This is a genomic window from Nitratidesulfovibrio sp. D1 (assembly GCF_051133415.1).
In the GTDB taxonomy this organism is placed as follows: Bacteria; Desulfobacterota; Desulfovibrionia; order Desulfovibrionales; family Desulfovibrionaceae; genus Cupidesulfovibrio.
Genome location: NZ_JBPGNZ010000001.1, coordinates 593,121 through 604,976, shown reverse-complemented (window position 1 = coordinate 604,976; position 11,856 = coordinate 593,121). Strand labels below are relative to the sequence as shown.

Sequence of the window (11,856 nt, the reverse complement as noted above, 5' to 3'; positions counted from 1 at the left end):
CGCCGCCGTTCCATAAGGCCGGCGGGCGTGCAGCCGCGCTACTGCCGCACTTCGGGCGCTTCCGCCGCCAGTTCCCCGCGCTTTTCCAGCGTGTCGCGGATGATCTCCAGCAGGCGGTTGGGGTCGAAGGGCTTCTTCAGCGAGGCCACGGCGTTGCGGATGGCCAGGTGAATGCCCGACAGCCCGCTGATGACGATGACCGGGATGTCGCGGAAGGCTTCTTCCTTGGTCATCTTGCGGTAGAAGCGCGGCCCCCACTCGTTGGGCATTTCCAGGTCCAGCGTGACGAGGTCGGGGCGTTCGCGTTGCAGCACCTCCAACGCCTCGCTGCCGTCCGAGGCGGAGCAGGTGGCGTACCCGTTGTCGGAAAGGATATCCACCATGTACTTCACGATGTAGGGGTCGTCGTCCACGACCAGTATCTTGTACGGCATGCGCTCATTCTCCTTGACGTCGTGCGTGGCGGCGCGCGGTGCCGCCGCTGCCTGCCCCGTCCTCTGTGATATTCCGTCCGGGTCCGCCCCGGTGCTGTCTTGTGCCGCCCGTCCCGCTTGTCCCGCCGTTCCGTTTTTCGAGCCATTCCGGGGCGCGTCGAGCGCCCCGTCGAGCGCCCCATTGAGCGCCAGATGCGCCAGCTCCAGCAGCCTGTCCGGCCGGGGGGGCTTTTCCACGTAGGCGAACGGCGCGTCCACGTCCTTGCCCCCATTCCCGTCCGCGGCCCCGCACATGGACAGCCCGTGGGCGAAGGTGGCCCCGCCCACGCCGGACAGCATGATCACCGGCACGGCGCGCAGGGCGGGGTCGGCCTGCATGGCGCGGTACATGGGCAGGCCCCCCCCGCCCGGCATCATCACGTCCAGCACCACCAGGTCGGGCCGCCTGCGCCGGGCCGCCTCCAGCCCTTCGGCGCCGTTGCGGGCGGCCACGGCCTCGTGCCCGTCCGTTTCGAACAGGGCCTTCAGGAAGAACCGGAACGACAGGTCGTCGTCCACCACCAGCACCAGCGCCATGGGCCTACCCGCACAGTTGTTTTGTCTTCAAGGGGCTGGCGTCAGGCCACCCGCTCCGCGTGGGTCACGCTGGCCACCGGACAGGCCGAGCGCAGCACCACCTGCTCCACGGTGGAGCCGATTTCCGCGTCCTCGGCGGGAACGTCCCTGGCGTGGTGGGCCATGACGATGAGGTCCGCCTTGCGATCGCGGGCGTACTTCAGGATTTCCACGTAGGGCGTGCCTTCCCAGATTTCCACCTGATAGTTGTCGTAGTCGGTCATCTTGCTCACGTACTTGTCCTGCATCTGCTTGCGCGCCCGTTCCAGCTGCCGTTCTATCTCGGCCTGGCTGGGGTACAGCCCCGCGCCGCCAAGGTCGCAGGCGTGGAACAGGTACAGCTTGGCGCCCACCTCGCGCGCGGTCTTGTAGGCGAACTGGAAGGCCGCGTCGGCGGGCTTGGAGAAGTCGGTGCTGAAGATGATGTTGGAGAACATGTGCCAGCAGGTGTTGCACGGCCGGTTCACGATCAGCACCGGACAGCGGGCGGACTTGGCCACCTTCTGCATGGTGTTGCCGATGATGGAGCGCACCCGCGACGAGGCGGCGTCCTCTTCGCGCCCGTGCGCGCCCATGACGATCAGGTCCACCCCTTCCTGCCGGGCAAAGCGCAGGATTTCGGTGTGCGGCACGCCCACGGCCAGTTGCAGCGCGGCGTTGGGCGGGCCGAATTCCTTGAACTGGGCCTCGTAGACGTGCTTCAGCTCTTCGGTGACCCATTCGCGGTAGTCCGCGTCGGCCACTTCCTCCTCGCCGGACTTCAGGTCGCGCACGTAGTGGCCGAAGCCGCGCGTGGGCACCCCCAGCACATGGAAGACGTACAGGCGCGCCTCGCTGCGCCGGGCCAGTTCGAAGGCCACCTTGGCCGCATTGTCGCATGCCGGCGAGGCCGACGTCGCAAAGAGGATCTTACCGAACATGGCGTTTACCTCCGTAGGCTGCAGTGTCTGGCGCCGCCCTGGAAGCCGAGCTCCCATGCGAGGCCCTCGATGACTTCGAACAGGCTGAAGGTGGTCTCGCAGTCGAGCACCCGCGTCCTGTCCCCGAATACCACGTGTCGCAGGCCGCCCAGCGAGAGCGGCAGATCCAGAAGGGCGTCGAGAGGGATGAACCTGATTTCGTGTTCCGTTTCGCCGTCGCGGCCGCAGGGGCTGCCCGCCCCCGGAGCCAGCGCCCGCAGCGAAAGGTAGATTTCCGCGCGTGGGCCGCCGGGGTAGCCGATGAGGTCCACCGTCTTGCGCAGGGCAAGGCCGCTGAGTCCATCGGCGCGGCAGCCTTCGGCCGGGCAACGGGCCGCGTCCGCCACGGCGGCGGGCAAAAACGGGCCAAGGCGTTGCAGTTCCGCGTACCGGGTCAGCAGGGCGAAGAACGAGCGCAGCGTGCAGCCCGCGTCCAGCACCGCCGCCAGCCGCAGGCAGGGCAGCGGGTCGGTGTGGACCGTTCCGTCCGAACCGCCGGATCCGCCAGATCCGCCAGATCCGGCAGACCCGGCTGGCGTGCGGAGCGTTCCATCGGGGGCGAGGTGCACGGTGTCCATGTGTTCTCCGTCAGGTGTGACGTGGGGTGCCGCAGGGGGCCGGTTGCCGTTTCCGCCGTTCCGCCGCCGCGCCTCAGACCTTGGTGTGGCAGCCGCCGCAGGCCGTGGGGCCCTTGCCCTGCTCTCTGTGGCAGCCCATGCACTGGCGGTGGTAGGCGCGCTCCAGCGGGGTGCCCTTGCCGGTCTTGCCGACCCCGCCTCCCCCACCTTCGTGGACGGCGTGACAGTCCGCGCAGGGCGTGCCCTCGGACGTGGGGGCAGCCGGGTCGCGCCGCCCGTCCTCTGTGGTGCCGTGGTGGCACGTGCCGCACTCGTCGATCTTGGCCTTTTCGTTGTGCGTGTCGTGCACGAACCGGGCGGCGGGCCGGGAATGCGGGGCCAGCGCGTCCGGCGCGAGATGGGTCATGTCGTCCTGCGCCGGGGCCGTGGGCACGGGCGGCAGCAGCAGGAACAGCAGCGCGGCCGCCAGAATCGCCGCCACCGGCAGGGAACGTGGTGCCTTCATGGGGGTGCTCCTTGCCGTGCCTACGCGGCGCCGGGCTTTTCCATGCAGTCGTAGATCAGGTCGCCCAGGAACTTGGTGTGCATGCCGAGCTTGTAATGGTGGATGATGTCCTCGAGCCCGCCGTGGCAGTTGTGGCAGGGGGCCACCACCGTGTGCACGCCCGTGGCGGCCAGTTGGTCGGCCTTGGCCTTGTTGCCCGCCAGCCGCACGCCCTTGAAGGGCGGGCCGCAGTTGATCACCCCGCCGCCCGCGCAGCAGCACAGGTTGTGTTCTCGCGTGGGGGACATTTCCACCACGTTGGAACACAGAGCGTGGGTGACCTCGCGCAGCTTGTCCATCAGGCCGCGCCCCCGGATGATGTTGCACGGGTCGTGGATGGTCACCGGCTCGTCGAATTTCTTCGCCAGTTTGATCTTGCCCTCGGTCAGCAGTTCCCAGAAAAACTCCACGGAATGCACGATGGGCACGGGGTGGTTCTTCCAGCCCAGCCAGCGGTTGCCCACGTCGTACACGGACCGGAAGGCGTGCCCGCACTCGCCCATGACGATGCGCCGCACCTTCAGCTTCTGGGCCATCTCGAAGTGGCAGCGCTTGAGGCGCCCCATCATTTCGTAGTCGCCGGTGAACATGCACATGTCGCTGTTGTCCCAGCCGGGGGCCGAGGGCATGGTCCAGTCCACCCCGGCCTGGTCGAAGATCACCGCCGCCTGGTAGATGAGCTGGGTGCGGAACTTGGGTTCCGGCGCGATGACCGAGTACAGGAAGTCGGCCCCTTCCTTGTCGAAGGGGATGCGCAGGGCGGGAATTTCGCCGCGCGCCTCGTCCTCTTGCCAGACAAGGCTGTCCAGCCATTCGTCGTCCTTGACCCACATCTGGTTCATGGTGCCGGAATGGCTGTGCGCCGTATCCTGGATGTACAGCGGCACCACGCCCAGGCGGTGGCAGATGCGCCGCACCAGCCCCATGACGTAGCCGGTGTCGATGCCCACGGGACAGTAGTGCACGCAGCGGCGGCACAGGTTGCATTCGGTGTAGGCGATCTGGGCCATGCCGTAGATGTCGTCCGGGTCCACCTTGCCGCCGGTGCGCAGCAGCTTCCACATGGTCTGTTCCATCTTGCCCACGGGCGAATAGGTGGGGTCGCCGTCGTGCGAGATGCAGTAGTGGCAGGCGTCGGCGCACATGCCGCAGCGCATGCAGGTTTCGTGGTACACGGCCAGGCGCGCGCCCGCCTCGCCCTTGGTCACGGCCTTGACCACGCGTTCGATGCGTTCGCGCGTGAGGGCGGACACGCCCCGCACGAGGTTGGCGTCCTCTATGCGGCGTTCCGCGATGCCCGAGAATTCCGTTGCGCTCATGTGGTTGTCTCCCGTGGGATGGCGCGGTGCGCCCTTCCGATGAATCCGGCCCGTTCGTGTGGCCCGGTCGATCTGGCATGCCGCCCGGTCCGGCATGCCGCCGTCTGCCCTGCCCGCCGAACCGGCGTCACCAGTCGGGGCAGTGGCGCACCCCGCCGAATTCCGAGCCCATGTAGGCCCGCGTGAAGGGCGAGAAGATGGCGTGCGACAGCCGGGTGAAGGGCAGGGCCATCAGCATGGCCTCGCCCGACAGCACGTGCAGGGTGGACAGCAGCAGGTTGTCGCCGATCTGCTGCTTGGCCAGGAACGCGGTGACGCATGGCACGGCCACCAGCGCCAGCACCAGCCAGTCCATGGGCCGGGTGACGAAGCGGACCGTAGGCAACTGGAGCCTGCGCCACGCGAAGAACCCGCACAGCAGGATGACCAGCACGGTCAGGACGTCGGCCACGCCTTCCGGCAGCGACCAGACATTGACGCCGAAGGCGTAGTCCCACAGCACCGCGTGCCCCGGCGCGAAGAGCAGCAACAGGCCGAGCGAGATGTGGAAGGCGAAGGTGGCCACGGTGACGGCGGGGTTGGCCCGCCAGCCCAGCGTGGCGAAGGGGGTTGCCCAGCGGGCCATGGACCGCGCGGCGAAGCGCACGTCCATGTAGGCCACGGCGTTCATGTCCTTCTTGCGGGCCAGCGCCCACATGGAGCCCAGGCGCCATGCCGCTCCGCCCAGGAATACGGCCCACGCGACCCAGGCCAGGGGACCCACGGCGAAATTGTAGAGTTGTTGCATTGCTGTCGCCTCCGCTGGCCGGTCAGGCCCTGAAGTCGTCGGGGGTGGCCACCCACCGTTCGCACGCGCCGTCGCGGATGCCCCGCAGCAGCACGGCCATGCCCGCGCCGTTGGCCGTGGCGGGGCCGAACACCGGGTCCCACGCCGTGGTGAACGCTTCGCGCCACGGGCGGCCGTCCAGCAGCACCGTTTCGCGGCCCCGGTCCTTCACCCGCACAGCCACGTGCCGCCCGCACGGGCTGAACACGGGCCGCCAGGCCATGTCCCACCGGCCGGGCCAGACCACGCCGTCCACCACCACCTGCCAGGCCGCGTTGTCGTGGCTGGCCAGGGCAGCGGCGCGGGCGCCGTCGGGTGACAGGACCAGGTCGGTGACCACCGGGGCGGCGAATGGCCAGGGCGACGCGTCGCGGGCCACGGTGAAGCTGCCGTAGCGGGGGGCCACGATGGCCCACAGGTGCCGCCCGTCGGGGCTCCAGGCGGGCGTCCAGCACTGGAAGAAGCGCGCCTCCCACAGCAGGGTGCCGTCCAGGGCCATGCCCCAGCGGCCGTCCTTGCGCACCGGGGCGGCCACCGCGCCGGTGGCTGGGTCGAAGCAGGGCTCCCACACGCAGGGGAACGTGGCGGGCCACGGCGCGCCGTTGACGGCCACGGTGTATTCGGAATGGGAAAGGCGCACCTGCGCGGCCACCCGGTCGTTGCGGTTGTCGAACACGGGCGTCCACACGTTCATGAAGTTGCGGCCCCATGCCTCGCCGTCCACGGCCACGCTGTATACGCCCCTGGTGAAGGTCTCGATGTCGGCCTGGCCCAGCGGCACGGTCTGCACCACGGCGGCGGTGCGGCGGCCGTCGGGGCTGAGGGCGAAGTTGTTGGCGTTTTCGTACAACGTCTCCCAGGGCTCGCCGTCCACGATCATGCCGTAGCGCATGTCCTGCTGTACGGCGGCGATCACCTTTCCGGCGGGGCCGTGCAGCAGCGACCAGATGAATCCGTAGGTGTCCGGCCACGTCTCGCCGTCCACGGCCACGGTCCATTCCCCGTCCTGCTGCACGATGGCGACCAGCCGTCCGTCGGGCAGGAAGCGCGGCGACCAGACCTTGTCGAACCCCGCATCCCAAACCTCGTCGTCCACGCGCATGGTGAAGCTGTCGTCCTCCTGCCGGACCACGGCGGCCACGTGCATGCCGTCGTGCGACATGAGCGGCTCTTCCTGCCACTGATGGCCGGGCAGCGGCGCGAAGGACGGCGCGATGACCCGCCTGCCCGGCTCCCAGTCGCCGGGATCGGGGTGCGGAAGCCCCGCGGCGGCGTGCGCGGCGGGCGGCGCTTCCGGCTGGCCGTGGGCCGTTTGCGGGGTTGCGGTGGATGTGGACATGCGGACCTCCTGTTCTGATCCGGCATCTTGTATGCCAGGCGCAGAAGAATGATCGTTGCACTGTAATGTGACGTCGCAAATGCGGATGTATTTGAAGATGGTGTAACACAGGAAAGACTACCGGGGAAGTGGTGTTGTAAAAAATAGTAGTCTACTTGCGTGGTAGATTTGATTGTCTACTGCAATGGTAGAATATCAATGCTACTGCTCAGGTAGAAAATACGTATCCGGCTGCGTGTGCCGCATTGCGACATGGCGTGGCGTTCCGTGATGCATTTTCCGGGTGATGTATCATCGTGAAACGATACGTTTCGGTGATGTTTCGAAAGAGGAATGGAGGCTGGCCGTGCCCCGGCGCAGGGGGAGGGAAGGCAGCGGGCGAGAAACCGGGATATCTCAGATATGAGATTGACTGTGAGAATCGTTTTCAGTATTCGACACGGAAACGCCCGCCGCACCCCTGCGCGGCGCGGCGTTGCACGGGGCCGCGCGACGCCAATGCCGCCGGTCCGAAGAATATTCCTGCAAGGAAGGAGGAAACATGAAACGTTTGATCACGCTGCTGCTGGGCATGGCGCTGCTGTGCGGCGCCGTATCCCCGGCCGGTGCGGCGACCATCGAGGCCAAGGGCGAATGGGCCTTCGACTTCTCGTGGACCGACGGCATGAACTACCGCGCCGCCGATGACGGCGGGGACAGCGAAGATGACTTCGCCGCCCACCAGCGGCTGCGCACCCAGATCGACATCATCGCCAGCGAATCGCTGCGCGGCGTGGTGTTTCTGGAAATGGGCACCACCACCTGGGGCCAGGAAGACGGCGCCCTGGGTTCCGACGGCAAGTCGGTGAAGGTGCGCCGGTCGTACATCGACTGGATCGTGCCCGAAACCGAACTGAAGGTGCGCATGGGCCTGCAGGGCATGGACCTGCCCGGCGCCACCTTCGGCGCCAGCCCCATCCTGAGCGACGAGGACGTGGCCGCCCTGGTGCTGAGCTACGCCGTCAATGAAAACCTGGGCCTCACCGCTTTCTGGGCGCGCCCCTACGACACCTCGTCCGGAGAAAGCGCGGGCAGCAACCACTTCGACGAAGTGGACGTGTTCGGCCTGACCGCGCCGGTGACCCTGGACGGCGTCAGCGTGACCCCGTATGTCCTGTACGCCTCGGTGGGCAAGGACGTGGACGGCACCGACACCGAATCGTGGGAAACCTTCCTGGACGGCATGCAGAGCCTTGGCCAGAGCACCGGCCTGCTGACCGGCGACGACACCACCACCCACAATGCGTGGTGGGGCGGCGTGGCCTTTGAACTGACCATGTTCGATCCCTTTGCCGTGAAGATGGACTTCACCTACGGCAACAAGGACGCCGACGACGACTACGCCACCCGCGAAGGCTGGCTGGTTTCGGCCATGGTCGAGTACAAGATGGACATGATGACCCCCGGCGTGTTCGCCTGGTACGGCAGCGGCGAAGACGACGACCTCGACAACGGCTCCGAGCGCATGCCCTCCATCTCGCCCAACGCCTGGGCGCCCACCAGCTTCGGCTTCCCCGGCTCCGCGTTCAACCAGGACAGCCAGTTCGCCCTGAACGGCGCGGGCCTGTGGGGCGTCGGCGTGCAACTGGCCGACATCTCGTTCGTCGAAAACCTGTCGCACGTCCTGCGCGTGGCCTACATGCGCGGCACCAACGACGCCGACCTGGTGAAGAAGGACGCCACGGGCATTCTCGCCGACGCGCTGGCTCCGGCCCAGGGCGGCGTGTTCCTGACCGACGAGGACAGCGCCTGGGAAGTGAACTTCGATCACACCTACCAGATCTACGAAAACCTCACCTTCATCCTGGAAATGGGCTACATCCGCCTGGACCTGGACGAGGACACCTGGGGTGCCGTGGGCGAAGACCTGAACTCCGCCAAGAAGCTGACCTTCAACCTGGTGTACGAGTTCTAGTCACGGCGTCCCGCGGCCGCGCGGCGTGACCGGCGCAGGGTGCCGGCCGAAGGGACGACGCGCGCACCGGCAGAACCGGGCGCGGAATGCAACGGGGGCATGGCCTTTGGGCCATGCCCCTTCGCTTTTTGCGCGCCGGGCGGGCAGCGGGGCGGGTAGCGTGACGCCTTGCCGTGGTGTTGCGGCACGTCATGCGGCGAATGTGCGGGGACGATGGGAAGAGAGTGGCAAGGTGCACCACTCGTGCGGCGATGCATCAAGATCGTGGTGTACAATACGCGAAACGGCATGCTACGCGACAGGACAGCAATCTTCGGTGGAAGGCGTCGTGCGCTGCGGCGAGCAGCGGGCGACGCCCCGCCGTCGTGCCGTCCGATGCGTGCGGATGCAGGGCGGATGGCGCGTCTTCGCCGTTTCCTCTTCGTTTCCCTCTCGGCTGTCCATTTACCCCGCAATCCGCAAAGGTGCACCGCCCATGCCCATCGACCGCTGGCTCGACGCCTTGCCGGGCCCGGAGACCGGCGGCGTGGACCACGACGTGACCCTGTTCGCCGGGCGGGGCTACCCGTTGCTGTCACAGCGCACGGTGCGCCGCCAGGTCACCCGGCTCAGCGCGCATCTGGGAGCCATGGACGACGGCCTGCGCCGCGCGCTCATCGGCTATTCCCTGTACACCCGCCAACTGGACGTGGTGCAGGGCCACGCCACCAAGCACATCTGCCGCGACGGCTGCGAACGGCCCCCGCTGGGCTGCTGCAACCGCAGCCACAACGTGGTGTTCAGCCTGTCGGACATCATGATGCAGCAGCCCAGCGGGCTTGCCCTGCGCATGGCCGACGCGCTGGCGCGCCTTCAGGCCGTGGAGGGCGCGCACCACGCCGGGGGCGCGGTCATGGGCGAACGGGGCTGCCCGTACCTGACGGCCACCGGTTGCCCGCTGCGCCTCTTCAAGTCGCCGCTGTGCGTGCACTACCTGTGCGGCACCGTGGCCGACGCCCTGGATGCCACACATGGCGGCGGAGCCGCGCCCTTCGTGGCGGGCATGCGCCGCGCGGCCACCCGCCAGATAGAGCGCAGCACGGACTTCATGGAACCCGGCCTCATCGAGGCGGCGGTGGAGATGTTCGGCGCGGAGGGCGGGATGGATGGGGGGCACGGCAACGCCTGAGCCCGGCGCGGGCAGACGAAAAGGGCGTACGCGGTTGCGTACGCCCTTGCCATTCAGGGGAGGGCGCCAGGCGCACGGGGGAAATGGCCGGGCGGATTCCCGCGTCTCTTGCCGCCGGTGTCAGGGAAAGCGGGCGGATCAGGGGGAAAGCGGGAGGACAAAGGAGAACCGGACGGCGGGTGGAAGCGGGCGACGGCAGGAGACAAGGGGGATGCCCCTCGCACGCGGAACGCCGCCAACGGTTTATTTCAAGCGATCCACGATGTCCTCCGCGCCCTTTTCGATGCCTGTCTTCGCCGCTTCCAGCGCTCCGATGCTGGCCCCTATGTTCATGGGGTTCGGATATTGCCTGGAAATGTACGCCATGAGCAGGCGGGAGGTCTGGGCGTCATAGACTTCCACGGCATAGATCACCGAACCGGTGAAGGTTCCTTCCCTGTCCCGGAAACTCTGCACACCGTTGTACACGCCCCCCAACAGGTCGAACCGCGACACCGTGCCCAGCACCGGCGTGGTCTTTTCCGCTCCCGTCAGCGTCAGGGCCACGCGCAGCGTGTCGGGGGCGGGGCTGTCGGTGATCTGGAACCGCGTGCCCAGCTTTTCGGCGAACCGGGCCTGCATGTAGGTGGCAAGTTCCGTCTTTTCCCCTTCGGAAATGTCGGCGAACTGATGGTCCGCCCCCTTGTAGATGCTGACGTTGTCGAGCACCAGTTTCCTGTATCCGTTCCAGTTCACCCGTGCCGCATACCTGTAGGGGGTGCGGTCCGACGCGTCGTCGGGATCGGGGGTCAGGTACGGAGACGAGGCGATGCCGTTGTACGCGGCGGGTTTTGTGCCCGCGCACCCCGCCAGGAGTGCGCAGGCGATGAGCGGCACCAGGTGCCGGGTCATGAGGCGTGTAATCATGGAATCCTCCGGTGTTGATCGTGAGTCGCTTCGGGGAGAGCGGCCGCGTCCCTCATGCGCCCTTGCGGCGATGCGGCGGCGTTGTCTCCGGCTCGTGCGCGGCCGGGGTGGCGGCGTTGTGCCGGATGCGAAGCCAATCTATCCGCAAAAAAACAAACCGTCCAGTCTGTTTTTATATTGGTAAAAAAGAGAGCGGCACGCCAGTCGCAGGCGGGCCGCCGGGCGGGCGCGAGGCGGGGAGGGAGCCGTGCGGTTCAACGGCGGCGGCCCCGTGCCGGTCGCGGGTAGTGCAACCGGCACGGGGCCGTGGGGAATTGCGGGGCGGGGCTAGACGCCGGGCTTCGGCGGGTCTGCCCGATGCTGCCAGTACTGGTCGTCGAGCAGCAGGTCGAACAGGCGCTCGCGATCTTCCCGGGAAAGTGGGCAGATCCTGAACAGGGTGGTCAGGGCCAGACCCCTGGCGGCGGCCCAGCGCAGCAGGGCCAGGTCCGGGTCGGCGGCTTCGGCCTTGATCTGCTCGATGGCTTCGGTGTCGCGCTCGATGATGATGGACAGCAGGTCGGGAGCGTCGGTCAAGGCGCCGAGGATGGCGAACGCCACGGAATGCTGCTGCCTGGTGATGGCGATCTCCCGCAATGTCGCTATCTGCGACACCAGGCGGGGCTCGGGCTGCGCGGGGTCGATCTCCTGCAAATAGTCGCGGGAGAATTTCGCGAAATATTCTATCTGGTATTCGAGCAGGGCCTGCAACACGGCGCCCTTGGTGCGGAACTGGTGCGTCAACCCGCCCTTGCTGAGCCCGCTTTCGCGGGCGATGGCGTCCAGGGTCAGCCGCCCCGGCCCGTCGCGGCCTATGATGGTGAGTGCGGCCTGGATGACGGCGTTGCGGGAACGCTCTGAACGGAGTGCATTCTCCATGATACCTCTCGGGGGTGGTGCTGGGATGCGCGCCCGATGCGCCAGGTACGCCGGGTATGGCGATACGGCCGCGCCGCCGGTGCGGGCCGTGCAGGTGGCAGGATAGCCATGCGCCGTGCCTCCTGCAAGTACCGGCGAAGCCGGGGCCAAATCCGCTCGGCCAGCCAAACAAAAAAGGAGGCGAAAGCCTCCTTGATTTGTTGTGGCGTCCCCAAGGGGATTTGAACCCCTGTCGACGGCGTGAAAGGCCGTTGTCCTGGGCCAGCTAGACGATGGGGACACCCTGTGCGCCATGC

General features: G+C 67.5%; 11 protein-coding genes, 1 tRNA gene and 1 pseudogene. 2 read left to right on the top strand and 11 right to left on the bottom strand.

Features of this window, described 5'->3' with window-relative positions:
• Positions 1–38: 38 nt before the first annotated feature.
• From divK to tmcD, 8 genes and pseudogenes are all read right to left on the bottom strand, one after another.
• Positions 39–434, bottom strand: a complete 396-nt coding sequence (gene divK / locus ACR4XJ_RS02555) for a DVU0259 family response regulator domain-containing protein (RefSeq protein ID WP_434753847.1) — start codon at positions 432–434, stop codon at positions 39–41.
• A 291-nt stretch (positions 435–725) separates the two neighbouring features.
• A pseudogene (locus tag ACR4XJ_RS02550) lies at positions 726–1,010 on the bottom strand (response regulator); the annotation flags it as partial.
• A 41-nt stretch (positions 1,011–1,051) separates the two neighbouring features.
• Complete coding sequence (locus ACR4XJ_RS02545) at positions 1,052–1,969, bottom strand: universal stress protein (RefSeq protein WP_434753728.1); 918 nt, start codon at positions 1,967–1,969, stop codon at positions 1,052–1,054.
• Positions 1,970–1,974: 5 nt separating this feature from the next.
• Entirely contained in the window at positions 1,975–2,586 is a 612-nt protein-coding gene (locus ACR4XJ_RS02540) for a hypothetical protein (RefSeq protein WP_434753727.1), read from the bottom strand.
• 73 nt (positions 2,587–2,659) lie between these two features.
• Entirely contained in the window at positions 2,660–3,091 is a 432-nt protein-coding gene (gene tmcA / locus ACR4XJ_RS02535) for an acidic tetraheme cytochrome c3 TmcA (RefSeq protein ID WP_434753726.1), read from the bottom strand.
• 20 nt (positions 3,092–3,111) lie between these two features.
• Positions 3,112–4,449: an electron transfer complex ferredoxin TmcB gene (gene tmcB, locus ACR4XJ_RS02530; protein WP_434753725.1), complete on the bottom strand. Its 1,338-nt coding sequence runs from the start codon at positions 4,447–4,449 to the stop codon at positions 3,112–3,114.
• A gap of 127 nt (positions 4,450–4,576) precedes the next feature.
• On the bottom strand, positions 4,577–5,236 hold the full coding sequence (gene tmcC / locus ACR4XJ_RS02525) for a TmcC family electron transfer complex membrane anchor subunit (protein ID WP_434753724.1): 660 nt from the start codon (positions 5,234–5,236) through the stop codon (positions 4,577–4,579).
• Positions 5,237–5,258: 22 nt separating this feature from the next.
• A complete protein-coding gene (gene tmcD, locus ACR4XJ_RS02520; protein ID WP_434753723.1) occupies positions 5,259–6,614 on the bottom strand; it encodes an electron transfer complex subunit TmcD in 1,356 nt (451 codons plus the stop codon).
• A 541-nt stretch (positions 6,615–7,155) separates the two neighbouring features.
• Between tmcD and ACR4XJ_RS02515 the strand changes: the two genes are divergently transcribed.
• Together ACR4XJ_RS02515 and ACR4XJ_RS02510 are read left to right on the top strand one after the other, a co-directional pair.
• Positions 7,156–8,568 (top strand): outer membrane homotrimeric porin, encoded by a 1,413-nt coding sequence (locus ACR4XJ_RS02515; RefSeq protein ID WP_434753722.1) that lies wholly within the window; start codon positions 7,156–7,158, stop codon positions 8,566–8,568.
• A gap of 475 nt (positions 8,569–9,043) precedes the next feature.
• Positions 9,044–9,736 carry a hypothetical protein gene (locus ACR4XJ_RS02510; protein WP_434753721.1) on the top strand — a complete coding sequence of 231 codons (693 nt, stop codon included), beginning with the start codon at positions 9,044–9,046 and terminating at the stop codon, positions 9,734–9,736.
• Between the two features lie 243 nt (positions 9,737–9,979).
• Here the strand turns inward: ACR4XJ_RS02510 and ACR4XJ_RS02505 are convergent, their stop codons facing one another.
• From ACR4XJ_RS02505 to ACR4XJ_RS02495, 3 genes are all read right to left on the bottom strand, one after another.
• The gene (locus ACR4XJ_RS02505) at positions 9,980–10,642 is read right to left on the bottom strand and encodes a DUF3313 domain-containing protein (protein WP_434753720.1); all 663 of its coding nucleotides are present in this window, start codon (positions 10,640–10,642) and stop codon (positions 9,980–9,982) included.
• A 327-nt stretch (positions 10,643–10,969) separates the two neighbouring features.
• Positions 10,970–11,560, bottom strand: a complete 591-nt coding sequence (locus ACR4XJ_RS02500; RefSeq protein ID WP_434753719.1) for a TetR/AcrR family transcriptional regulator — start codon at positions 11,558–11,560, stop codon at positions 10,970–10,972.
• Between the two features lie 203 nt (positions 11,561–11,763).
• Positions 11,764–11,840, bottom strand: a tRNA-Glu gene (locus ACR4XJ_RS02495).
• Positions 11,841–11,856 lie beyond the last annotated feature (16 nt).